Origin of the sequence: Chitinophaga sp. 30R24, assembly GCF_049056765.1 — a bacterium.
In the GTDB taxonomy this organism is placed as follows: Bacteria; Bacteroidota; Bacteroidia; order Chitinophagales; family Chitinophagaceae; genus Chitinophaga.
This window is the reverse complement of record NZ_JBJGXX010000002.1, coordinates 570299-597213: the sequence shown is the minus strand read 5'-3', so window position 1 is coordinate 597213 and position 26915 is coordinate 570299. Positions and strand designations below refer to the sequence as shown.

Here is a 26915-nt window from a genome sequence, read left to right as displayed (position 1 = left end):
CGGAGAATCCACTTTTTAGCCAGCCCCCACTATTGTAATTATAATGCATGCACACTGGCTCCCCAGCGCCTGGCGGGCCGATCCCCCATTTCCAGTTCCAACGTCCCTCCGTTAACTAACTGCCCATGCGTAAAAAAAGGCGTAGTTAAAGGCTCTCCATTCATTTTTGCACTTTGTATGTATTTATTGGCTGCTGAGCAATGACGCGCCAGAATGGTAAAATACTTACCATTGGGCAAGGAGATACGTACTTTACTGAATACGGGGCTACCTATGGTATAAATAGGAATACCTGGGGTAACCGGATAAAAACCCATGGAAGAAAATACCACAAAAGCGCTCATGCCACCGCCATCTTCGTCTCCGGGAATACCGAATACATTGTCTTTAAACCAGAGGTCCAGGAGGAAGCGGACGCGCTGTTGCGTTTTCCAGGCGGCGCCAACATAATTATACAGGTAGGGTATATGAAAACCGGGTTCGTTGCCCATAGAATATTGTCCTACCAAACCCGTAGCATCAGGGAATTTATGCCATAATTCATAACGTGGCATACCGGGGTCTTTACGGAACAGTTCATCCAGACGGGCTTCGAATTTCTTCTCTCCCCCCATCATATCAATCAAAGCGGGCAGGTTATGCTGCACCTGCCACATATAGGTCCAGCCGTTGTTTTCATCATAGTAATCCCGTCCGCCAGGGCCGCCGTCAAACGCGGGGTCGATATCAATCCAATTGCCGGCGCTGTCTTTTGGCATAAAAAATTTGCTGCAGCGATGCCATAAATGCCGGTAATTTTCTCCCCGGGCGGCAAACAAGCGGGCATCAGCTTCCCGATGTAGGGAGGCCGCCAGCTGCGACAATGCCCAATCATCGTAACTATGCCCCAACGTTACCGCCACCGATTGCCGTTTCTCAAAAGCATGTACAGCGCTAACTGTTTCCGGTTCATCCGGATGAAGGGCCGGATAATAACCTTTTTCCTGGTAGAACGAGTCTAACGCACCTGCAGGCCCATTGCGCCAGGGAAGCATGGTCGCCATCAGCGCATTTTTCTTCATGCCTTCGTAAGCGGCTTCCAGTCCAGGGATATGCAGGCCTTTACGCAGGGCATCCAAAAAAATAATGGTACTATGAAAACCGTTCATACAAGGATGATCGCCATACAACCGGGGAAAGGTTGGCATCCAGCCGCTCTGTTCGTACATACGTATATACGATTGCAGCATGTCTTCTTCCTGTTGCGGGTGCAGCATCATGCGCAACGGATGCAACGCCTGGTAAGTATCCCAGGTGGCGTCATCTACATAAAAAGGCCGGAGGGTTTTGTTTACACTTTTATTGTAACCACTGTAATACAGGGTATCTTCTGTAATATCCACCATACGTTCGTGGCAACGGTAAAGCGCTGTATAAAAAGAACGGCGTTGCGCCTCGCTGCCTCCCTGTACCTGTATCTGGTTCATGACCTCGTTCCAGCGCTGTGCGCCATTGTTTTGTACCGCCGTAAAGTTTTTACCATTTATTTCCACTTCAAAATGATGCTTTGCGCTGGCAGCGCTTACATAGGAAATGGCGTATTGCAGGGTAATATCATTAGCAGTAGCATCCGGGAAACTGATATACTGCAGGGTATCAGACAATGTATGTATCAATGCAGGCGTATTAAACCGGCCGTATAAATAAACCGGAACATCATGATAGGTGGTTTGCGCAGTTACCTCCCTACCAGTTACCTGATAGCCGGGTTTCGCCAGCAGCAGTTGATGGGCTGTTTGACGTGGAAAACTAAACCGGTACATACCGGTTTTATTGCCGGGTGCAAAAGATACGGTGATATTATCTTCTATAAGCACAGTGCTGTAATACCAGGGATGTATCACTTCCAGATCGTGGTCGTAGGTTTGTTTACGTAGCCACAGGTCTGGCGATAGTGTGCCTGCGGCAGGTTTCACGACAAAGAGCGGGCCATCGTTATGCCCTGCCACTTGCAGTGGGAAACCACTGATCTGATCATCCGTATAATCCTTTCGTAGTGGGTATACACGGATCATCTGGTTGGGTAACTGCATTACAGGGCGGGTAGGTTGCAATAACGTGGAAATATTACCGATAGTAGGGTCAATAAAGGAGGTATTGCCAGCGCCACAACCTCCACATAAGAGCAGGGCGATCACCGGCAGGTAACAAAAACGTACATGCATAGGAAGGTCTTTTCATAACACGGGCCTGCTATATTAGCAGGCCCGTGCAAATAAAATTTATTTGCTGTATTCCACCGTAGCAATCACCGGGAAGTGATCGGAAGGTTCTCTGGCAACATACTTCGAGAGACGAGCCTCTTTAGGGAGGTTGTCGTTGACCGCAGCGCCGCTTTCAGTACGCAGGCTGCGCCAGGTATCCGTTAATATACCATAACGGGTTACTGTGAAATCCTTTGTCAGAAAGATATGATCAATCCGGCTATCGGTTTTGCTGTTGGCTTTAAAATCATTGAAAGTACCGTTCAACGCATACCTCACTGCAGTGGTTTCGTATGCATCTTTCAACACACCGGAGTTGTTGATAATAGCGTAAGAATCACTGGTTTGGTCTACGTTAAAGTCGCCTGTAAGGATCACCGGTTTGTTGCCGGTCATTTCCTTTACTTTGGCCAGTATCAATTTGGAGCTTTCCGCACGGGCTTTTACGCCAATGTGGTCCATATGCAGATTAAAAAAGTAAAAGGTAAATCCTGTTTGGATATCCTGGAATTGGCCCCAGGAACAAATCCTGGGCAGTACGGCATCCCAGCCTTTATTAGGCCTGTCCGTGATAGCAGACAACCAGAAGTCACCTTTTTGCAGCAGTTTAAACTTGCTGGTTTTATAGAAGATGGCAGAATGTTCCCCACCTTGTTTTCCATCGTCGCGGCCAACTCCGGTGAAATCGTAGCCTTGCAGGCTGCCTTTGATGTCCAGCAACTGATGGTACATACATTCCTGCGTTCCAAAAATATCAAAATCATGGAATGCAATCAGGGAGGCAATTACCGGTAAGCGTTCTTTCCAGCCATTGCCATTCATGGAATCTTCCTTGTTGTTATCGTTACGCATATTGTAGGTACCCACATTAATTTTTTGGGCACTACCTGCGTAAGATAAGGCTACTACACACGCCAACAGGATCATAATACTTTTCTTCATCTGCTATTGTTTAACGGTTACTATTTATCTTCCCAGCCTGGATTCTGCACCAGTGCAGGATTAAGCTGCAAATCATTATATGGGATTGGATACAAATATTTGTAATCTGCCCACTCTTTAGACACATTATCCAGCCAGTGCAGTTCTCCGTAAGTACCATTGGATAACTGTTGCGGATTAGGCAATCCTCCTATTGTAGAAGACACATTCACATAGGTTACCCCCTTTATTTGGTCGGCAGGCAATGTCTGGTAGAAACATACGTCTGGCACACCGTCGGCATTGAGGTCCATTGGCACATCCAGCGCAGGCACATACATACCAGTCCAGGATTTGGTGAGCAAGGCACCTTGTTTCCATCTCAACAAATCGGCGAAGCGGAAACCTTCCAAGGCCAGCTCAATACCGCGCTCTCTGCGGATCTCCATCAGGGATGGATCATTTACGTCGGTAAAATAGTTAGCCACCATGTAAGGGTCCAATACTGTTGGCTTAGCATTGATACCACCGGTAATACCTGCACGGGCACGCAGTGCACCTACTGTAATACTCCAATCATTATCTGTCAGTTCTTTCAGTTCTGCCTTGGCTTCCGCATAGTTAAGCAAAATTTCTGCATAACGCATCAACGGAATAGAATTCGTATTGGTAGTACCATTATCATAATAGGTATCATCGAGGCACCATTTAATAGGCATATAACCTGTATAGGTATAGGAAAATACCGGAGGTGCAGCTACAGTGTTACCATTGCTGGTACGCATGTAACCCGGAGTACGGATCGTTTGTGCCAAACGGGCGTCACGGCCTTGCGTTTCTTTTGCAAATGGCAATGTGTCGTACCTGTTGATGTTGGTAAACGGTGTACCATCAATATTTAAATAAGTATTGATGAATGTACGGGTAAAGTTAAGACGGGAACCATAGGTAGCGCTGGTATACCACCAATTGGCATCATTATATACGCCCAAACTGGAGTTAGCGATGTTAGCCAGCATTACTTCTGTAGCTACCGGGTTGGCGCTGATAAACAGCTGACGGTAAGCAGCGGTAGTACCACCTGCCTGGCTAAGATTGTACACTTTACTGTCGATCACCTCTTTGGCAGCATCCCTGGCCTTTTTCAACAAGTCGTCTGCTCCTTCGGTAAGTTTATATTCCGGATGGTATTTACGGAAAGTACCTTCGAACAGGCATACCCTGGATTTAAATCCATAGATCACATTTTTGGTGATCTGGCTGCTACTAGGATCGGTGATAGTGGTAAGGTTAGCGGCGGCATAATCCAGATCGGCGATCACAGAATCCATGATGAGCGCGCGGGAATCGCGGCCGGCGTACAGTGCAGGATCACTTACGTCAAAAGGCTTACCGATCCAGGGCACATTACCAAAACGCTTTACTTTATCAAAATAAAAATACGCACGGAAAAATCTGGCCAGGGCCTGATAGTTGTTACGTACCGCTTCTGATACTTTCGGATTATTATTGTTAGCGATAAAATAGTTAATGTTACGCAGCGTCTTCCAATCCCAGCCATTAGCGGTTCTGGAAGTATAGCCATTCTGTCTCAGGAAGTCATTCACGGAGTTAACGGCGCTGAAATCGGCCATATTATCTCCCTTATAAATGTCACTAAGACCTGGCAATCCATCATAAAAGGAATTGCTGTACAGCTTTAAGCCATCCGGACTGCCGAATACGGCATCTCTAGTAGCGGTGCCCTGTGGTGTTTGATCGAGATTCTTAGCGCATCCGGTTGCAAATAACCCGATAACGGCTATCGCTGCGATCCTTTTACGGAATAATGCAGTTATATGTTGTTGCATGCTCTTTCTTTTCTAATTATCAAAGTGTAATGTTCAAACCAAGCGTAAAGCTCTTTAACATAGGATAGTTGTTACCATTACCGGAGTTACCCGAATCAGTGATCACATCAGACCTGCGGATGCTCTCTACGTCGAGGTCGCGGGTAATGCGGTATAAAGGCGACCATGACCAGAGGTTTTCACCGGAGAGATATACACGGGCAGCAGTCATCTTTGCTCTGGATACCAGTGCGTGAGGCAGGTTATAACCGATCTGGATATTTTTCAAACGGATGTAAGCTACGTTCTGCATGTACTTTGTTTGTGCATTGTACAACTCACCGGCAGAGTTCTGTGCCACATAACCGCGGTAACGTGGGAAATATGCATCTGGGTTTTCTTCAGACCAGATATTACCCACCTGCGATTTAGGCATATAATTGTAAGGACGGTTGTACTGTCCCCAGAAAACATCTGACTCAGAACCAGGCCACCAGTCTTGCTGCAGCACACCCTGGAAGAATGCGCCAATAAAGAAATTATTCCAGTCAGCATTGAGGGAAATACCATAAGTATAATGTGGCAGTGTATCGCCTACAATCACCATATCTCCGTGCTGTGACAGCGTGTTAGCACCGTTATTGATCACTCCGTCGCCATTTATATCTTTAAATTTGATATCTCCTGGCAACCATTGTCCGCTATTGGAAGCTTTAAACAACGCCTGTGCTTTAGCAGCATTAGCTACGTTGTCTTTAGTCCAGTAACCATCATTCACATAACCCCATACCTGTCCGATTTTCTGGCCTACATAATAGTCGGTCAGTTTGCCGTTGGTGTTGTTATATTTGGTAACAGTAGGTCTGTAGTCGGCCATAGACACGGTTACATTGTAGTGCAATGGTTTAGAAGACACCTGGAACTGGTCTTTCCAACCTACGGCTACTTCCCATCCTGTTGTTTTCAGGTCTGCATAGTTACCTTTTGGTACGTCGCTACCAAATACAGCCGGCAGGGTTTGTCCTACGGTAAACATGTTTTTGGTTATTCTCGTATACATATCACCGTTAATGGTGAGGTGATCGTTAATAGCAGCCAGGTCGAGACCCAAATCGCGGGTAGTAGCAGTTTCCCAGGTAAGACCGCTAGGCAGCACTACTGGTTGGGCAGTTTGTTGTTGCTTAACGCCGTTGATCACCCTGTTGGATTGAGTGATGTTCATTTTCTCCTGGTAAGCGTAAGATTCTACGTTTCCATTACCTAATGAACCATAAGAGCCACGTACTTTCAGATCGGAAATGATCCGGGGAGATACTTTCCAGAAAGCTTCGTTAGACACTCTCCATCCTCCGGAAACAGAAGGGAAGAATGCATACCGCTGATTGGAAGGGAATTTGGAAGAACCGTCGTAGCGACCATTCACTTCCAACAGGTAACGTTCCTTATAGGAATAGTTCAGGCGGAAAAACTCACCCATAATTGCCCAACGGTTGTAACCACCGGCAGTAGTAACGTTGGTACCCAACGCCAGGTTGATATCTTTCGCGTCGCTATACACAAGGCCATTACGGGTAGTAGCAAAACCTTTGTAGGTAGACTGCTCGTAGTTAAAACCTGCCAATGCCTTAAAGTAGTGAGCATTACCACCGAAATGGTTTTCATATTCACCATAAATGTTGGAAGCCATGTACAGGGTACCATAATTGCTCATCATGAGGTCGTTGTAACCAGTACCTACATAAGCAGTTACACCAGGAGCCGGGCTATAAGGCACCGGAACACGTATACGCTTTTGGTTGTCGTTCGCCTGCTGGAAAGTGAAATCACCTTTCAGACGTACCTGGTCTTTATAGATATTCGCTACAAAACCGGTAGTATTTTTAAACAACTGACGGTTCATATCGACTCCATTACGACCATAAAACAGGTCACCTACTGTATAAGCAGCAGTGTAAGTAAGGGTACCATCCGGGTTAAACATCATCGCAGAAGGGTGACCTTCGTCGGCCATGTTTCTCCAGATACCACCGCCTTCACCTACGTTGAGTGGGTTGTGGTAATCGCGGCTGGAAAACTCTGTATTATTATATACCTGCAGGAAAGGGAACAACTGGATATTTCCTTTTGCCCGGAGGTTATACATTTTAAAATCATCTGAATTGAAACGGAACAATCCATCTTGACCATAATAGCGGCCAGTGATGTAGTAACTAGCTTTTCCACTGTTACCGGATACAGACAAGTTCTGTTCTGTAGCAGTAGTGTGGTTTTTATACAACAGTCCGTACCAATCAGTATTACCATAATACTCATAGTTCCCTGCACTATTCACGATAGTCTTAGGCAGTGAAGGATCTGCATTATGTGCTTTCAGCGCTTCCAGGTATGCATTGGAAAAAGGCTGGCTTTTGTTGATGTTTTGCGGCACCTGGGAATAATCGTTCCAGGCAGTCCAGGCTTCGTTGAAGTTCTTAGCATACTCATAACCATTAGTTACCATATCTGGCACGGTAGTAGGCGACTTCATAGAATAGTTGGAAGAATAGCTAACAGTCAGCCTGTCTTTTGTTGGTGCTTTGGTAGTGATGAGCACTACACCGAATGCAGCTCTGGCACCATAAATAGCAGCAGAAGACGCATCTTTCAACACGGTTACACTGGCTACATCAGCAGGGTTCAGCATACTCGCGTCACCTTCCACTCCATCAATAATAACCAAGGCGCTACCACCCTGACCGATGGATGTTGTACCACGGATGTTATAGGTAGGCGACTGAATAGGCTTACCATCACCAGGCACCAGGTTCAGGTTAGGGATCACACCCTGCAAGCCCTGGCTCAGGTTAGGAATAGGACGGTTTTCCAACACTTTACCACTCACCTGTGAAACAGCGCCGGTTAAGTTTACCTTTTTCTGTGTGCCGTAGCCTACTACTACTACATCATTTAAATTAGACACATTGTCTTTCAGCTTCACCTGAATATTTGTCTGGTTTCCGACAACAACCGTATCTGATTTATAACCGATGAAGTTAAATATCAGTTGGTCCTGGCTGTTGGCAGACAGCGTGAAATTGCCCTTCGGGTCTGTGGAAGTACCCATAGCGGTACCCGATATTTTCACAGATACGCCCGGTAATGGCTGGCCGGTACCATCCAATACCCTTCCGCTTACTGGACGGGTTTGAGCTATGCCTCGGACATTGCAGCATAGCAACAGTAACATACATAACCATCTTCTCATGACGATTTTAATGATTTTACAGATCAGGAATAATTAATTTATCTGGCTGCAAATAAGCAAGTGAAGGTTAACCGGGCGGTTAACTGGTGATTAACCCTGGGGATTAACGGCAAAAAAGTATAATGAACAGATTCAATTAACCAAATTAATGAAGGAAAAAGTTTCTTAAAATAAAGTTAACTTTCAGAGCACCATTAATAACTGTTTAGCTAGTAACTTGCCCCGTTATAGAAGGCAGTAACCGCTTTTCTTCTGAACATTGAAAAAAGACTTACAGAATAAACTGTAGGTAAGGGAACCATATGTATAGAATCACTTCCTTGTTAATCATATTACTATTCATCTGTGCCGGCAGTAACGCCCAAGAAGCGTATGGGCTGGAATTTGCATGTAAGAACATAGCTCAGGAAGCACGCACGTCTTTAGATGTTTTTCCGGACAAACCACTGATCGTAAAAGATAAATATGCTTTTTCTTTTGAACTGGCTTTCCTTCCTTTCTATAATTCTTACTTTGGATATGTGTTCCGGTTAACAGATGAAAAGAAACAGAACATAGACCTTATATATAACGTACAAACACAGTCTTTCAATATTGTTACCGGCAACGATTTTTCAGGCATTTCATTCCGGATCAACGAAGACTCATTATATCACCACTGGAACCGGCTGCAGTTTGATATTAATACAACAACGCATACACTACAGGTGAGTATAAATGGCCAGCTGCTGCGTAGCATTCACCACCCGGTGTTATCCGGGCGCCAGCTGCACTTATGTTTTGGCGCCAGCCACCGCAAACCATTTAAGTCGTTCGATGTGGCGCCGATGCGGATCAAAGATGTAAAAATATATAAAGATAATACACTGCAACATCATTGGCCATTAGACCAGGTACGGGGAAATATAGATAAAGACCTGCTCACCGGACAAATAGTCAGCATCAGCAATCCAATCTGGCTGCGCCCCAGGTTTAATGAATGGCAACTGGCCGATTCCATCACCATGAATGGCAACGCCAGTGTAGCATTCGACCCCACCTCCGAAACAGTGTACATTACAGGCCGGGATACTGTATATAATTACAACTGCAGCGCACGTACACTACTCACACAAACTCTTCCCAGGTCACAAGGTACACCTGCGGGAATCCGCGCAATATATGACCCTGTAAAAAAACAATTCTGCAATTTCTTTCCAGATAAACAACAGGTGGCTTATTATGACTCTACTGCCGGGCAATGGGATCAACCACTCGAGCATGATGCCGTTACCACCTACTGGCATGCCAATATTCTATTCTCACACTACGATAGCGCGGTATATGCACTGGGCGGATATGGCAACTTCCATTATAAAAATGAAGTACTGCGTTATCATACACGCCAGCAGTCCTGGGAAAACCAAAAGGTTAGCGGCGATTTTTTCACACCACGTTACTTATCTGCTGCCGGTATTAATAAAGCAGGCGACAGTATCTATATACTCGGAGGTTATGGTAGCCTGGCGGGCGATCAACTACTTAATCCACACTGCCTTTACGACCTAACCGTATACGATGTAAAACGCCGTTCATTCAAAAGCATCTATAAATTAAAAGAGCCGGAAGAACCTTTTGCCTTTGCCAGCAATATGATCATCCCCAATGGCAAACAGGAATACTACACCCTCATATATGCCAACGACCGGATGAACTCTTCCTTGCAACTCATAAAGGGTTCCCTGAAAGCGCCGGAATACAGCAAAATGACCAGCAGCTTTCCTTATAGGTTTTATGATACCAAATCTGCCGCCTACTTGTTTTACTGCCCGCAAAATGATAAGCTGATAGCAGTAACGTTATTTACTCCCAAAAACAATATTACCCACGCTAAAATATATACGATACAATTTTCTCCTTACGGACTTGCCGTAAGTACACCCGAAAAACATATACCCGTATACGTTATACGCCTGTTAATAGCTGCTGCCGTCGGGCTATCCTTATTACTCATTGCAGCCGGCATTTCATTTTTTGCAAAAAATAAAAATACAGGAGAACAGGTAGCCACACCAGTATTACCTACTGCAGATGTAACAGCAACAGTAACACCTGCAGACAATTTGCGCACGGAAAACCTGCATGAGCAACATCTTCCAGAAATTAACGTACAGGAAGATGCACCCATTGCCATTAATTTCCCGGTTACAACACAAGCACCTACGCCCGGCCCTGCGGTGTATTTGTTTGGCCAGTTCACCGTACTTGACAATACTGGCAACGACATCACCCGGTCTTTCAGTCCACTGCTGAAAGAGTTATTCCTTTTGATCTTCCTCCATTCACTAATGGGCAAGCATGGTATCTCTTCCGAAAAAGTGAACGAGCTATTATGGCCGGGCAGATCGGTGAAAGATGCGAAAAACAACCGTTCCGTGAATTTGGTAAAGCTGAAAAACCTCCTGGATAAAACCGGCGCTTATACTTTGCTCAAAGAAAATGATAAATGGATATTCCATTTTAATGATGAACAGGTATATGTAGACTTACAAGCATATTTGGCGTTGCTGGCAACCGCATCGCCACAAGATACCACCACCATTGCACAGATAGCCGGTATTGTGCATAGGGGCGCCTTCCTGCAAGAAACCGAATACGTATGGCTCGACAAATTCAAAGCAGACATTGCCGCCCAGGTGATTCCGTTGCTCACGCAGTTCCTGGAAAATAACCAGGTAGCTCCCGAGCTCACCATCCACCTGTGCGACTGCATCCTTCATTTTGATGCTTTAAGTGAAGAAGCCGTACTACTCAAGTGCAAAGCACTGGTTGCCCTAAGGCAGCATGCCTCTGCACGTAAAGTATATACTTCCTTTATCGCAGAATACGAACGGATCTACGGTGTTCCCTTTGAAATGGACTATGCACAGGTAGTAGACCCTGTTAATACCGTGAGCAGTTTATAACTGCTCACGGATCACTTTTACGGCCAATCCTCTTTCCAACTCATTATGTTCCTGCCACTGCTGCTGTTGCTGCTGCAATAATAATGCGGCCTGAGCTGCCTGAAACTTTGCCTCCAACCGCTCCAGGGCCAACTGCTTATTTTGCCACTGAGAACGGCTATCAGAAGCCGTTACCTGTAAACCACTCGAAGTATGCAGGGCGCGCACAGCGGTTTCCACCTTATTCACATGCTGCCCGCCAGGCCCGGCAGCCCGGCACGTATCGAATACTACTTCCTTGGGATTCCAAAGTAGCCGCTGTGGTATTGCCAATACCGACACACCCACAAACCAGTTCTTTCGTTTATGCCATTTGCGGTAAGGGCTGGTAGCAATCCATTGTATAGTACCCTCCCACTCCTGCACAAAAGCAGCAAGTCCCTTCCCTTTGAGTAACAGGGTGGCAGATAACAGTGTGCCATTAAGCTCTCCCTTCATATTATCAAGCACGGTTATATGAAAACCTGCCTCGCGGCCTTGCTTGATTACTTTTTCCTGTACTTTGGCCACTACAAGGCAACATTCCACGGGGCCGCGACCGGCTGTAATTTGTATGATCAGTTGTTCCACGTCATTAATCTTTATTCATTCTTACAATAGCAGGCATAAATTTGCCTTGTATGTCCACTAGGTCGTGCTGTGCCGCTATCACTGTTTCGATGTTTTTATAGGCGACCGGGCTCTCTTCCACACTACCGCCTATCAAGGTAACGCCGGCGCTGGCCAATATTTTTTTCATACCGGAAACAGTCATGTTTTCTTTTGCCTTTTTGCGGCTCATCGCTCTGCCTGCGCCATGAGAAGCAGAATACAGGGAATGCTCAGCTCCTTTTCCGGTAACCAGGTAAGCTGCGGAACACATACTACCCGGAATAATCCCCCATTCCCCGGCATGTGCCGGCGTAGCGCCTTTCCGGTGGATAATCACCGTCTTGCCATCTGCCAGGGTATCTTCCCAGGCAAAATTGTGGTGATTTTCTATGGTGGCGAGAGATTGTAGTCCCAAGGCCTTTAACAGATTGGCATGAATACGGTCGTGGCAGGCTTTAGCATAATCCCCCGCCAAATTCATAGCCAGCCAGTATTCCTGCCCGGCTTCACTGTGGAGATCCAACCAGGCCAATTGCTGCGCAGATTTCGGCAGCTTACAGGTGCTCATGGCAATGCGGGTATAATACTCAGCAATGGCAGCACCCAGTCCCCGGCTGCCGGAATGCGACAATAAAGCAAGATATTTTTTGGGCGGTAACTGCAAAGCATTACCCTCCCTCATCTCTATGAGGCCAAATTCCACAAAGTGGTTGCCACTGCCGGAAGAACCTAACTGACGTGCCGCTTTGAGCTGTAACTTCTTTAACAAATCTGTTGACTGGAATACCGGGCTATCTAACACGTTATGTTCCTGCGGGAAATTTAATCCCCCTTCCATCCCAAAATGCGTATATGTTTTTAGCGCCATTTTGATCTGGTAAGAAAAGCGTTTTAAGAAGCTCTCTCCTTCGTCGAAAATGGTGAGTGCCATGCGACAACCAATATCCACGCCTACTGCAAAAGGCAGTACCGCCTGATCGGCAGCTAGTACACCGCCTATAGGCAACCCATAGCCCGTATGAGCATCCGGCATTAAAGCGCCCTGTACAGTTACCGGTAAAGACATGGCCACTTCCATCTGTTGTTTTGCCGAACGTTCTATGCCTGCCCCGCCATATACTTTCAGGTAGCCACTACGCTCCAATAGCTCATATGTTTGAAAATGACAAGCCACCGGTTCATCCAGGAAAGTAGCGGCAATTTTCCCCAACACACTGTTTGACAAATACTTTCCGGGATCTGCTTTGATCTCGATAAGCATTTGCAGCAATGCTTTTTTATCGTGATGCTTAAAATGTTTAGCAATAATATTGATGACCAGGCTCCTTGCCTGATCGTTAGTATAACCTATTTTACTAAGTTCTTTGGTTTTTATACTGCCCATAAAAGGAAATATGATCCGTGCGCATCAGCCTTAGCCGTACACGGTAGCTATACCGGTAATACCACCGGTATGCAGATGAATACAATAATAATTAAGGTAAAAGCGGGAGTCGCCGGCACCCATCCGGGCGCCTGTTTTTCGCAACAAGCATAGGCAAACGGAACAAGATAGTAAGCACGGCTTATCTGATCATTGCAATAAACAGTTGATCACCTAGGTATTTTAAAATACTACCGGGAAAGGGCCATTCATCCAACTTATATACAGTAGACGTTTGCCTGATTAGGCAAGCAGCGAAAGAGGCGATATGTGGGTATGTGCTGTCATGATTCCTTGCAATTTAAAAATGAAACAATCAGGAATTCGGAGCAAAGATATATTTATATTTCTCAAATATCAAAATCTTGCTAAAAAACAGGGAAAAAGTACTTTTCAAGACGGGATTTTAACATTTCAGGAAAGAATAAAAAGCTGTTTATCCATGCTCGTAACGTACATTTGTGTATGCCCGCTTTAACCTCCGTCGACCCGCTCCGGACGGGCCATTTCAAGAATAGTAAAACTTTTTCCCATGAACAAACAGCTCATACGCAACGCTTATAAAGTGTACTGGCTGGAAAACGGTAAAGCCCCCGTTTCTGTATACGCGCTCTGCAAAATAGTAGACATTGCAGAAACTGACTTTTACGGAACTTACAGTTCACTGGAAGCAGTAGATCAAGACATCTGGTTAAACCTCTTCCAGAAAACACTGGATCAATTACAAACAGATGAAATCTACCAACAATATAACGCGCAGGAGAAACTGTTGGCCTTCTATTTCCTCTGGGTACAACAACTGAAAGAAGACCGCAGTTACCTGTTATTACAGCGCAAACATTTCCGCTTGCCAGACCTCCATCGCAATAAACTGGAAACTTTCCGCAAGGCATTCAACGATTATGTGAGCGACTTGATAAAAGCCGGCTACCAAACCAACGAGATCAAGGAAAGAAAATATATTTCCGATCAATACGTGCATGGCTTCTGGTTACAAGCGCTGTTTGTGCTCAGATACTGGCTAGACGATAACAGTCCACAATTTGAAATGACCGATGCCGCTATCGAAAAAGCAGTAAACCTCAGTTTCCAGCTCATCAAATCCAACACACTCGATAGCTTGCTGGATTTCGGAAAATTTATCTTTACAAGGAAGTAACGATCAGGTATGAAAGAACAATCCAACATACCCACCTCCAAGGTGGAAAGAGCAGGAAGATTTGTGACAACAGGACTTAAAGTTGGTACAAACTATATTAAACATTACACACGTAAACTCATAGATCCCTCCACTACCAAAGAAGCACTCCACCAGGATAATGCAACGGATATCTATGATACGCTCAGCAACCTGAAGGGAAGCGCCCTGAAGGTGGCGCAAATGTTGAGTATGGACAAAGGAATGCTCCCCAAAGCCTATACAGAAAAATTTGCCATGTCGCAGTACAGCGCGCCTCCACTAAGCGGTCCACTGGTAGTGAATACCTTTGTAAAAACACTAGGCCAAACACCCGCACAGCTATACGATAAATTTGAGCTGCAAGCCTCTAATGCCGCCTCTATCGGCCAGGTACACAAAGCCTATAAAGACGGTAAAATGCTGGCGGTGAAAATACAATACCCAGGGGTAGCCAATAGTGTAAAATCAGATTTACGTATCGTGAAACCCTTTGCTATCCGCATTGTGGGCATGAACGAAGTAGACATGGATAAATACTTCGAAGAAATTGAAAGTAAGCTGCTGGAAGAAACAGATTACAAACTGGAACTACAGCGCTCTATGGACCTGTCGCGCGAGTGCGCCCATATCCCTCATTTGCAGTTTCCCGGTTATTACCCCACCATGTCTTCCGAACGGATCATTACCATGGACTGGCTGGAAGGCGAGCACCTGAAAGAGTTTTTATTACACCAGCCTTCCCAGGAAGCAAGGAATAAAATCGGGCAAGCCCTATGGGATTTTTACCAGTTCCAGGTACACCACCTGAAACAGGTACATGCCGATCCTCATCCTGGTAATTTTCTGATGCGCACCAACGGCACCGTTGGCATTTTCGATTTTGGCTGCGTAAAAGAAATACCAGAAGATTTTTACCAGAATTATTTTCTGCTGGTAGATAAGGAAGTATTGAAAGATGAAAAACGCCGGCACGACATTTATACCAACCTGGAAATGATCCACCCTAGCGATACGCCGAAAGAAGTGGCCTTCTATTCAGGTCTTTTCCAACACATGATCGATTTGCTCACGTTGCCATTTACCCTGGAAACATTTGATTTCGGTAATGAAGCCTACTTCAACGAAATATATGCGTATATGGATGAACTGTACAACATGAAGGAGATCCGCGAGTCTAAAGTAGCCAGGGGCTCCCGGCACAGCTTATACATTAACCGCACGTATTTTGGCTTATACTCCATCCTCAGCGATCTGAAAGCCAATATTATTACGGGGCCAGGCAGAATACAAGACCTGATGCAGCACAGTAACCCACATTAAAAAGATTGACACCATCTTTTTAATGCGCCAGTAAAAGCTATATATAAAACATATTCTTTTTTAATACAATACAATATGATCTATTTTCTGGTTAGTCGAAGATTTACCGGGATTAGTCGCAATCTGCTTCCCCTCAAACAGATAAAATAATTACTTTGGCGCCATGAAAAAGGAATGGTTCCTACAAAAATGGGCGGTTGTTGCCCGGCATATCCTCGCATGGCTGATCTTTTGCTCACTCCCTTACCTGCTGCGTCCTGCATACGAAAACCATGAGCGTATGACCGAAAAGCAGTTATGGAACCTGTTTGTATATGCCACTTATATCGTTTTTGTGGTTTTCTTTTACCTTAACGCCTGGATACTGATTCCCCGCCTGGTATACAAGAAGAAAATATGGCAATATATTATGGGGATATTAAGCGTATTTCTTTTCATGTGTGCCATGAGATATGGTTTTGAAAGATTTATACTTAAACCGCACAACATCGACATCAAGCCGGCTATTTTATTTACATTTCTCACCTTTTTCCTCGTACTGTCTGCCAGCACTGCTTTTCAGATGTTGGTAGATAAAATGAAACAGGAAAGACAGCTTAGCGCCAGGGAAAATGAAAACCTTAAAACAGAATTATCCCTATTACGCTCCCAGGTAAGTCCTCATTTCATGTTCAATGTACTAAACAACATGGTATCGCTGGCCCGTAAAAAATCGGACTTATTGGAACCTTCGCTGATAAAATTATCGTCCCTGATGCGCTATATGCTATATGAAGCAGATGAAGATCAGGTACCTTTACAAAGGGAAACGGAGTATCTCCAAAGCTATATAGACTTGCAGCAACAACGGTTTGGAAAAAATGTAACCATCTATGTATCCCTGGAAACGCCGGAAACCGGTTACGAAATAGAACCGATGCTACTGATCCCATTTGTGGAAAATGCCTTCAAACATGGTACCGGGTTCATTCAGGATGCTACGATAGATATCCGGTTGCATACCAGGGGCAATTTGCTCTTTTTTGCGGTACGCAATAAATTCAATACCACTTCATCAGCAGAAATAAAAGATAAAACCAATGGCATAGGTCTTGCCAATGTCAAAAGACGATTAAATTTACTATACGGTGAAAATTATGTGTTGCATATCAATCAAAAAGATGACTGGTTTATCGTATCCTTGCAATTAAATCTCCACTAATCATGATGCAATGTATTGCTATAGATGATGAGCCATTAGCGCTGGACCTGTTGGAAGATAATATCAGCATGGTACCTTACCTCCAACTGGTAGGCAAATGCAACAATGCATTTGAGGCAATGGCTATACTACGGCAACAACCTATAGACTTGATCTTCCTCGACATACAAATGCCCGGCCTTACCGGTTTGCAGTTCCTGGAATCCTTACCTAACAAGCCTTTGGTAATACTGATCACGGCTTACGAAAAATATGCACTGGAGGGGTTTAATCTGTCGGTAACAGATTACCTGGTAAAACCCGTATCACTGGAACGTTTTATCAAAGCATGCAATAAAGCCCAGGAACTATACCAACTAAGGAACCAAACCAAAACAGATAAGGAACCCACCGACTTTTTCTTCGTCAACGTAGATTACAGCCTGCACAAAATTGTATTTGCAGACATCCTCTGGATCGAAGGATTAAAGGATTATGTAAAAATACATCTCAAAAACAGCCATAAACCTGTTATCACCCGTATCAGCATCAAAACGCTGGAAGAACAACTCCCCTCCTCCAAATTTATCCGCATTCACAAATCCTATATTGTTGCTATTGCCGCTATTACCAGCATCCGGAAAAACAGTGTTTTCCTGCAGGAAATCGAATTGCCAGTCGGTGAAACATACAGGGATGCCTTGTATGCCATCGCGAAAATATGAAGTTGCCCCGGCAGTCATTATTTCTTATTCACCATATCTAAGAAATGCTGCGGATCATATCCAAATAATGCCCGCTCATCTCATTTTATTTATTTAATCCAACAGAGCGATATACTTTTGACATCTGAATTTTTACATGATGAAAAAGATTTACCTGTTTATCACCCTGCTTTTGCTTTCAATAAGTACCTGGGCCCAGCTGCCTGCCGGCGCCAGAATACCTATGGGAGCGGGTATGGGCGGCCGCGTATACGGGAAAGTAGTTGACCCCGACGGGAAACCCGTACCTTATGCCTCCGTTATCGTACTGCAAAACCGTATGGATACGGCCACCAAGAAAATGCAAGAAAAGTTGCTGAAGGGCGCTTTAACCAAAGGAAATGGTGAATTCACCCTAGAGGATTTACCTGCCAGGGGACCGCTCAAAATGCGTATTACTGCCACTGGCTACAAAACTTTCGAGCAGGCGGTGACCTTTCCGCCTTTCGATAAAGATTTAGGCAATATTAAGCTGACAGTGAGCACCACTCAGCTGCAAGGCGTTACCGTAACCAGTACCAAACCACTTATGCAAATGGACATCGACAAAAAGGTGTTCAATGTAGAAAAGAATATTGTCAGCGCCGGCGGTACCGCTCTGGATGTGATGAAAAATGTTCCTTCTGTGAACGTAGACATCAACGGGAACGTCACCTTACGCAACAGCTCGCCACAGCTATATATTGATGGCCGTCCCACTACGCTTACCCTGGAACAGATCCCGGCAGATGCCATCGAAAATGTGGAAGTAATCACCAATCCTTCTGCGAAGTACGATGCTTCCGGAGGAGGCGCAGGCATCCTCAACATTGTGCTTAAAAAGAACCGTAAAACCGGTTACAATGGTAATATCCGGGCCGGTGTGGATAAACGTGGCGCCTTAAATGGCGGCGGCGATTTTAACCTGCGCCAGGATAAAGTGAATATTACTGCCAGCGTAATGGGCAATCAGATGAAAGGCCGCGCCAATGGTACTACCAACCGTAATAACTTCGGCGATGAACCTGCTACCCTGGTTAACCAAAGCAACAGCAATAAAAACGATGGCGGCTTTGTATTCGCCAAACTCGGGCTCGACTGGTTTGTCACTAACCGTACCACGTTATCTGTTGCCGGTATCAAAGTACATGGTGCTATGAACCCTACAGAAAGAATAGATATCCATACTGACACGCTTGCCAAAGGTGGTATGTCTTCTTTCAGTGAGCGGAATTCCGATTCGCATAACAAATTCAACGCCAACGGGTTGGTATTGGGGATGAAGCACCTTTTCCCCAAAGAAGGCGAAGAGCTTACTGCCGACTTCAACTACTTTGGCGGTAAAAGCGACAACCATTCCAACTACCGGACCGATTATTACGGGCTGAACAATAGCATTGCCAACAGTGATCTGCAAAAGATACTGGGGGGCGGCGAGATAAGCTTTATGACCATCCAAACCGACTACGTAAAGCCATTCAGCGGTAAACTGAAGCTGGAAACCGGTTTAAGGGCATCTATCCGTAAAACGAAGAGCAATTTCAACAACTATATGTTTGAGAACGACAAACAAGATTATGTGTTGATCCCAGCCGCTTCCAACAATTATAAGAATAGCGATAACGTATATGCCGCTTATGCCAGCGTATCCAACAGTATCGGCAACTTCGGGTATAAGGCAGGTGTACGTGCAGAAAGCTCTAACTATACCGGCGACCTTCTTAACAATGGGCAACATTTCAAAAACAATTACCCGGTAAGTCTTTTCCCGTCCCTGTTCCTGAGCGAAAAGCTGAAAAATCAACAGGAACTGCAACTGAGCTATACCAGGAGAATTAACCGCCCTAACTTCTTCCAGCTGATACCGTTCACTGATTCTACCGATAAACTGAACATCACCAAAGGTAACCCTGGCCTGGTACCAGAGTTTACCCAATCGCTGGAAATGTCTTACCTGAAAACATTCAAGGGCAATAATACCTTCCTGGCCTCCTTGTACTACCGTCATACCAACAACCTGATCACCCGTTACCTGACCAAGGAAACTGATCCGGTAAATGGACAAGACATGCTGGTGAACACCTATATCAATGCCAACTCGAGCTATTCTGCCGGTTTGGAATTAACCGCAATGTACAATCTTGCCAAATGGTGGAATGTGTCTGCCAATGCCAATATTTATAATTCGAAAATCAATACAAACAATATAGCACAATCGCAAGATGCGCTCTGGAGCTGGTTTGGCAAGTTGAATAATACCTTTAAGCTGCCAGCTAATTTTGAACTGCAGTTAACCGGTACTTACCAGTCTAAAACCAATTTACCGGTGAGCGACAATAAGAATGTGCAGGCTGGTCCTCCTATGCAACAATCACAAAATGCATCGCAGGGCTACATCGCTTCTTTCTATGGTGTAGATGCGGCCATTAAAAAGAGCTTCCTGAAAAACAATGCTGCCTCTATAACACTGAGTGTCAACGATATCTTCAGAAGCCGCTGGTCTGATCAATATTCAGAAAGTCCTTATTTCACACAATACTATAGCCGTTTGCGCGATCCGCAAATGATCCGGCTCAACTTTGCTTACAGATTTGGTAAAATAGATGCCAGCCTGTTCAAGAGAAAGAATATGGGCGCTGGCATGCAAGGCATGCAGGAAGTGATCCAATAAATAGTTGTTTATGTTTAAAGCGCCGGGATGCCAGGGGAACACCTAGGCATTCCGGCCTTTTTCATCCGGATATAGCCCCCATACCTGGTCGCTCTGCCACACTTCTTTGGTATCGATATTCATAGCAGATATTTTACCGGTAAATGCTGCACCTGTATCCACATTATGCACATTGCCAGCAATCATTGGCTTATCTTCCCCATAATTCAAACAGGGGGTGTGCCCAATATATATCTCGTGAAACTGCAAAAGCCTTTTCGGGTAAAAAATGGATTCCTTACTTAAATGCGGATCTACAGCGAGGGCCAGCTCCCATAAGCTCCTGTCCCAATACAACATGGCTTCAAACCGTTCAAATACCGGCCCGTGCGTAGATGTAAAGCCTGCATGTACAAACAACCGGTATTGCTCATCTACGTAATACAACAGCATTCTTTCGAAGAACGCCGTATGATGCAAGCGCTGGGCAGCAGATAATTTATTAAAACTTGCTAGGGTAGCCATTCCTCCATTCCGTTGCCAGGAAGGTTCCGGCATAATACCATGCAGCCAGGATTCGCACCAGGCGTCGTGGTTACCCTTTATAAAAATACAACGGCAATATTGCTCCAACTCCATCAGGTAAGAGATTACCTCCGCCGACTCTGACCATCCATCCACATAATCCCCTAAAAAAATCAGCGTATCTGTACTATCCGGCGCTATCCGCGCTATCAACTGCTTCAATGCCTTCAATGCGCCGTGTATATCACCTATAGCGTAGGTTGCGTTCATCTGTTGATCTGTTTGTACATTATATCCGGCCGCAGCACATATTTGAAACCTGCTGCCGCTGGTTATCTGCGCCCGGAGGTGCAAATCCCCTTCAGTTTTTCCGGATAAAGGTAGCATAAGCGGCGTCTTTATGCAACACCCTTCCGCGATACGATTCCATAGTAATTAGCTTCCGGGGAAACGTTGACTTGGAAGTTATTCATCTTCAACCCCTTATTAAACTGGTGAGGCAGCAAGGAATAACTCCCTGCTGCCTGTATTTACTTATTCTTCACCACTATTTTTCATTTTCATCAGTAACGCATAAGCATTCTTCGTTACTACTTCCTTGCCACCAATATCAGTTTTAATTTCCGTGTAGCCTTCTTCGCTCATCCCGGTTACCACTGGCGTTAACACAAAATTGTTCTTTCCCTTTACCACAAACAGGTAAGGTTTGTTCTCCCACTTCACCAATGCCTCATCCGGCACGGCTGTTACATGGTCATTATTCAACGCTATCTCTGCATTCATAAACATGCCGGGCAACAGACGTTTATCATATTTATCAAAATGACAATGTACTTCTGCCGTGCGGTTATCGTCTAAGCTGCGGGTAATAAAATGTATGCTGGCATTGTATTTTTCTTCCGGACGTCCGTTTACATAACAAGTTACTGGCTGTTCTGCCGCCAAGCTGGCAACATCATTTTCAAATACGGTAAGGCTCAGGTGCAGATCCGATGGATTGATCAGCTCAAACAATACTTCTGTAGGACCTACATACCGGCCAATATTTACATTTACCTTAGATACAAAGCCACTGATAGGCGCATAAATATTTACGCTACGGGTAATCTGCTGTTCTGTTAGCCGCGTAGGATCTATGTGGATCAGTTGCAGCCTTTCCGCGAGGGAACGGGCGGTTACCTGTTGACTTTCCAATTCGCTTTTCACTTGCTGCAACACCTTATCGCTATTTACTTTCGCCTCATTCAACTCCAGTTGTCTTTTATAATCCGCTTCCAGAAAACGTAGCCGGCTCCGGGTAACCAGATAGTCTTGCTGCAATTGTATATACTGCGGATCTTCAAGCGTAGCCAGTACCTGCCCTTTTGTTACCTGCATACCTGGTAAGAGGTTCATGTATTTCAGGTAACCACCCAACGGCATGCTCACGGAAGTAACGTTTTGGGGAGGCACATCAATTACACCATTTACTTTAAGTACCTGGTGCATATCGCGGGTAACGGGTAAACCTGTTTCCAGCTCCCCGTTTTTAAATTGCTCAGCTGTTACCTGCACTTCATTACCGGATATGGCGGTCTTCTCTGTAGTTGCTTTCGGTTGCTCCTGGCAGGCTAGCAGGAGCGTACTGAAAGTATATGCCAATAAAACTGTTTTTTTCATCATCAATCATTGATTAATTAATACCACTTAATTTTTCTACTGTAAAAGCGGATTGATTTAATTGTTCTACAACTGTAAAATAACTGCTACGTATTTCCATTGCCTGGTTCACTAGTATCACCCATTCCAGGTAACCGGTGTCGCCACCGCGTAAACGTTTGTTGGCGCCATCTATGATAGTAGCCGCATTATTCAATAATATTGACCTATAGGCACGTACCAACTCACGGTGATGGGTATACGTTTTTATAGCCTGATATAGTTCTGCAGAGAGTTGTTGCCGGGTAGCCACTAACTCCAGCCGGCGTTGTTCCAATAACACATTGGAAGCCTGGATACGGGCACGCTGACCGATGGTAAAAACAGGAATACCTACGCCTATACTGAAAGAAGAAAAACGACTGCTGCCACCAAAGTATTTTTCCTGGTCGCCTATCCGCTGATAACCAATAATGCTCATATTATTGTAACCAGCATTGAAAGAAGGCAACAAGCGGCTTTGCTCCAATTTCTTCTCTAATACACCTAATTGTACTTCCTGCTGCTTCAATAGCACTTGTGGTGTTTGCACCGGCAAACTGGTATCCGGCAACTCCTGCAACTGGTAGATCATGCTATCTGCCACCGGTATCAGGGAGGATGGTGAATTAAGCAATATGCGGAATAACTCCAGTTGTATGTCATAATCAGTACGTAGCAACGACAGTTGGTTAGCGATCTGCCAACGCTGATTTTCAGCAGTTGTTTTTTCCAGCAGATCAGTATCCCCTACTTTAAAACGGAGGGCAGCCTTCTGCATAAAAGCGTTATAAATACTATCCGCTTCTTCCAGCAACTGTCCTTTCTGTTGTAATACTAACAACCGGTAAAAGGTTTCTTTCACTTGCGCCATCAACTCCAGCTCACGTTGCCGGGTATTGAGCTTACTGATATCTGTTTGTAGCCGGTTAATAGCCCGTTGTTGTTTGTATACCGTTGGAAATTGTATGCCCTGCGATACAGTGAGCCGGTTATCATTTGCCACGCTGTTGATCTTTCCATACTCAACGCCAACATTGGTTTTATCAATATCCAGATGGCTTTTCCTCAATGCCTGGTAATATTGCTCTCCTAATTTCGACGTCTGTATCTGCAGGTTATTTTTCATAGCCATATCAAGCGATTGCTGCAAGGTTACTTTTGTTTGCGCCGGCAAAGCCATAGGCAATAACAACAGCAATGCCATTAATAACTTACGCTGTTTGAACGAGCCCAATCCCTTCTCAAAAAGTATGTATAACATCGGTAACACAAACAAAGTGAGCAACGTAGAAATGATTAAGCCGCCAATAACTACAGTCGCCAATGGCTTCTGCACTTCTGCACCGGCCCCACGGCTAATTGCCATAGGAATAAAACCTAATGAAGGCACTAGGGCAGTCATTAGTACCGCTCTTAATTTAGTACGGGTACCTTGCTCCACCACCTGGAAAACATCTGCTATTCCTTCCTTTTTCAGGCGATTAAATTCAGACACCAACAATATGCCATTGAGCACAGCCACACCAAATAAAGCAATAAATCCTACGCCTGCTGAAATGCTGAAAGGCATACCTCTCATCCATAATGCCAGGATACCACCTATAGCCGACAATGGAATAGCCGTATAGATCAGCAGCCCTTGTTTCACAGAATTAAAAGCAAAATACAATAACACGAAAATCATCAGCAAGGCAACGGGAACGACTATACTTAAACGTTGCTTGGCAGCAGTAAGATTTTCGAATGAACCGCCGTACACAATGTGATAACCTGCCGGTAGTTTCAATTGTTGCTGTACCTTTCCCTCTAATGTTTTCACAATGCCCTGCACATCTTTACCACTTACATTAAATCCTACAATGATGCGGCGGCGGGTGTTTTCACGTTGTATCTGGTTAGGGCCTTCTATTTCTGTAATAGCAGCCACCTGCGACAGCGGCACTTGCAATCCTTCCTTAACAGGGATCAACAGATTTTGTATATCTGCTATATTCCGGCGCGCATTACCAGCCAATCTTACCACCATGTCAAACCGCTTCTCTCCTTCATATACCAGGCCGGCGCTTTCACCGGCAAAAGCGGTATTCACCACTTTATTCACCTCACTCACGTTTAAACCATATTTGGCCATTTCTTCGCGGTTATAATGGATCACTACCTGTGGCATCCCTGTCACCGTTTCTACATATAGGTTGATCGCACCGTCTACTGTTTTAATGATTTCGCCCAGTTTGTTGGCATACAGGGCCAGGGAATCCAGGTCTTCCCCAAAAATCTTACATACGATGTCCTGCCGGGCGCCGGTCATCAATTCATTAAAGCGCATCTGTACGGGAAACTGGAACCCTACACTGATACCTGGCACATCAGCCAGGGCTTTGCCCATTTTTTCCGACAGCTCTTCGAAAGAAGCAGCAGAAGTCCATTCTTTCTTATGCTTCAATATCACCATCATATCGCTGGCCTCCATAGGCATAGGATCTGTAGGGATTTCCGCACTACCTATTTTGGTGACTATCTTTTCTACTTCCGGGAATTTTTTTAGCAAGATACCCGCCGCTTGTTGGGTTATTTTAATGGTAGTACTCAGATTTGCACCGGTTAGTAAGCGGGTATCTACTGCAAAGTCGCCTTCTTCCAACTGCGGAATAAACTCTCCGCCCAACGTACCCAGTAACAATACAGCCGCCACAAACAACAGCAAGGTACCAGCGATAATACTTTTAGGGAATCGCAATAACTTATCCAATGCAGGCTGATAGCGCTTTTCCAGCCAAGTCATTATACGGTCTGCTAAGGAAGGCCGATGGCTGATCTGCTTATTTAAAAACAAAGCACTCATCATAGGAACATAAGTAACCGATAGCAGGAAGGCACCCAGTATAGCAAAAGAAACCGTATAAGCCATGGGCTTAAACATCTTGCCCTCTATCCCTTCTAACGAAAGAATAGGAATGTATACAATGAGAATGATGATCTGACTGAATACCGCCGATTTAATCATACCGCCGGCAGCGTGTTCCACAGTAGCATCCATGGTGGGTTGGGAAATGCGGGAGATCTCCCGGAACTGCCCTGAATGGGTAAACCGGAACAGGATGGCTTCTACAACAATCACTGTTCCATCTACAATTAAACCAAAATCGATCGCTCCTAAGCTCATCAGGTTGCCGCTTACACCAAACTTATTCATCAGGATAACCGCAAACAACATCGCCAGGGGAATCACCGACGATACAATTAATCCTGCCCGCAGATTGCCCAGGAAGAATACCAATACCACTACAACAATTAATGCCCCTTCAGTGAGGTTGGCTTCCACAGTGCCGATAGCATTGTTCACCATTTTAGTACGGTCCAGGAAGGGTTCTATTTTTACGCCTTCCGGTAAAGAACGTTGTATCTCCGCCACTTTATCCTTCACTTTTTTAATAACCGCAGAAGAGTTTTCTCCTTTCAACATCATCACTACAGCGCCGGCTACCTCACCTTTATCGTTAAAGCACATTGCACCATAGCGGATAGCAGCCCCATATTGCACAGTAGCTACGTCGCGGATCAACAACGGCACGCCATTAGGCAACTTCTTAACCACTATTTGCAGGATATCTGCAATACTGCCAGTAAGTCCTTCACTACGTATATACAATACCGTTGGCCCCTTTTCAATATAGGCGCCACCGGTATTTCCGTTATTCTTTTCCAGGGCCTCAAAAATATCTGCGATGGTAACATTATTCGCTTTTAGTTGATCAGGCAGCACGGCTATTTCATACTGTTTTAGCGCGCCACCAAAACTACTCACGTCGGCTACGCCAGGCGTTCCTAGCAGTTGGCGCCTCACCAGCCAATCTTGTATAGTACGTAACTCCATAGGGCCATATTTGCCCTCATAGCCGGGTTCCGGACGTACTACATACTGGTATATTTCACCCAGCCCGCTAGTAACGGGCGCCATTTCCGGCGCACCGATGCCTGCCGGAATATCCCGCTGTACCTGTTGCAAGCGCTCTGCTATCTGTTGGCGCGACCAGTATACATCTGTTTCATCATTAAATACAATGGTAACAAGCGACAACCCAAAACGGGAGAAACTGCGTATCTGCTTCAATCCCGGAATATTACTGCAAGCCTGCTCTATAGGGAAAGTAATCAACCGTTCTACATCGGGGGCTCCCAACGATGGAGATACTGTAATCACCTGCACCTGGTTGTCTGTAATATCCGGTACCGCGTCTATAGGCAAACGGGTTACCTCATAGGTTCCCCAACCTATCAGTGCCAGCACAAATAGCCCAATAACCAGCTTATTCTTTACAGAAAAGCTGATGATCTTATTCAACATAAAATCTTCGTTATAAACTGATATAAATGTTATACACCGGCCTGTTATTGAACAGGT

At 45.1% G+C, this 26915-nt stretch carries 15 protein-coding genes; 6 read left to right on the top strand and 9 right to left on the bottom strand.

All coding sequences use genetic code 11. From position 1 onward, the window contains the following. Positions 1–38: 38 nt before the first annotated feature. Genes ACDQ55_RS09075 through ACDQ55_RS09060 form a run of 4 tightly spaced genes read right to left on the bottom strand, consistent with a single transcriptional unit; the run spans position 39 to position 8237 of the window. Complete coding sequence (locus ACDQ55_RS09075; protein WP_420981052.1) at positions 39–2204, bottom strand: GH92 family glycosyl hydrolase; 2166 nt, start codon at positions 2202–2204, stop codon at positions 39–41. 57 nt (positions 2205–2261) lie between these two features. Continuing rightward, entirely contained in the window at positions 2262–3185 is a 924-nt protein-coding gene (locus ACDQ55_RS09070) for an endonuclease/exonuclease/phosphatase family protein (RefSeq protein WP_420981051.1), read from the bottom strand. Positions 3186–3205: 20 nt separating this feature from the next. After that, complete coding sequence (locus tag ACDQ55_RS09065; RefSeq protein ID WP_420981050.1) at positions 3206–5014, bottom strand: RagB/SusD family nutrient uptake outer membrane protein; 1809 nt, start codon at positions 5012–5014, stop codon at positions 3206–3208. A gap of 19 nt (positions 5015–5033) precedes the next feature. Continuing rightward, a complete protein-coding gene (locus ACDQ55_RS09060; protein WP_420981049.1) occupies positions 5034–8237 on the bottom strand; it encodes a SusC/RagA family TonB-linked outer membrane protein in 3204 nt (1067 codons plus the stop codon). Positions 8238–8539: 302 nt separating this feature from the next. Here ACDQ55_RS09060 and ACDQ55_RS09055 point away from each other — a divergent pair, with 302 nt between their 5' ends. Then, positions 8540–11182 (top strand): hypothetical protein, encoded by a 2643-nt coding sequence (locus tag ACDQ55_RS09055; RefSeq protein ID WP_420981048.1) that lies wholly within the window; start codon positions 8540–8542, stop codon positions 11180–11182. Here the strand turns inward: ACDQ55_RS09055 and prfH are convergent. Further along, positions 11177–11791, bottom strand: a complete 615-nt coding sequence (gene prfH / locus ACDQ55_RS09050) for a peptide chain release factor H (protein WP_420981047.1) — start codon at positions 11789–11791, stop codon at positions 11177–11179. The genes ACDQ55_RS09055 and prfH overlap by 6 nt on opposite strands. A gap of 4 nt (positions 11792–11795) precedes the next feature. Then, positions 11796–13196: an RtcB family protein gene (locus tag ACDQ55_RS09045; protein WP_420981046.1), complete on the bottom strand. Its 1401-nt coding sequence runs from the start codon at positions 13194–13196 to the stop codon at positions 11796–11798. 571 nt (positions 13197–13767) lie between these two features. On the opposite strand from ACDQ55_RS09045, the gene ACDQ55_RS09040 reads away from it, so the two are divergent. The 5 genes from ACDQ55_RS09040 to ACDQ55_RS09020 all read left to right on the top strand — a co-directional run bounded on the left by ACDQ55_RS09040 (position 13768) and on the right by ACDQ55_RS09020 (position 20329). After that, a complete protein-coding gene (locus ACDQ55_RS09040; protein WP_420981045.1) occupies positions 13768–14394 on the top strand; it encodes a hypothetical protein in 627 nt (208 codons plus the stop codon). A gap of 9 nt (positions 14395–14403) precedes the next feature. Continuing rightward, positions 14404–15735, top strand: coding sequence for an ABC1 kinase family protein (locus ACDQ55_RS09035; protein WP_420981044.1), 1332 nt, complete (start codon positions 14404–14406; stop codon positions 15733–15735). Between the two features lie 163 nt (positions 15736–15898). After that, positions 15899–16936, top strand: coding sequence for a sensor histidine kinase (locus ACDQ55_RS09030; RefSeq protein ID WP_420981043.1), 1038 nt, complete (start codon positions 15899–15901; stop codon positions 16934–16936). A 2-nt stretch (positions 16937–16938) separates the two neighbouring features. After that, complete coding sequence (locus ACDQ55_RS09025) at positions 16939–17640, top strand: LytR/AlgR family response regulator transcription factor (RefSeq protein ID WP_420981042.1); 702 nt, start codon at positions 16939–16941, stop codon at positions 17638–17640. Between the two features lie 136 nt (positions 17641–17776). After that, the gene (locus tag ACDQ55_RS09020) at positions 17777–20329 is read left to right on the top strand and encodes an outer membrane beta-barrel protein (protein ID WP_420981041.1); all 2553 of its coding nucleotides are present in this window, start codon (positions 17777–17779) and stop codon (positions 20327–20329) included. 42 nt (positions 20330–20371) lie between these two features. Here the strand turns inward: ACDQ55_RS09020 and ACDQ55_RS09015 are convergent, their stop codons facing one another. The 3 genes from ACDQ55_RS09015 to ACDQ55_RS09005 form a co-directional block, all read right to left on the bottom strand. Then, positions 20372–21220 carry a metallophosphoesterase family protein gene (locus tag ACDQ55_RS09015; protein ID WP_420981040.1) on the bottom strand — a complete coding sequence of 283 codons (849 nt, stop codon included), beginning with the start codon at positions 21218–21220 and terminating at the stop codon, positions 20372–20374. A 147-nt stretch (positions 21221–21367) separates the two neighbouring features. Continuing rightward, complete coding sequence (locus tag ACDQ55_RS09010; protein WP_420981039.1) at positions 21368–22495, bottom strand: efflux RND transporter periplasmic adaptor subunit; 1128 nt, start codon at positions 22493–22495, stop codon at positions 21368–21370. 10 nt (positions 22496–22505) lie between these two features. Continuing rightward, the gene (locus ACDQ55_RS09005; protein ID WP_420981038.1) at positions 22506–26858 is read right to left on the bottom strand and encodes a CusA/CzcA family heavy metal efflux RND transporter; all 4353 of its coding nucleotides are present in this window, start codon (positions 26856–26858) and stop codon (positions 22506–22508) included. Positions 26859–26915: the final 57 nt, after the last annotated feature.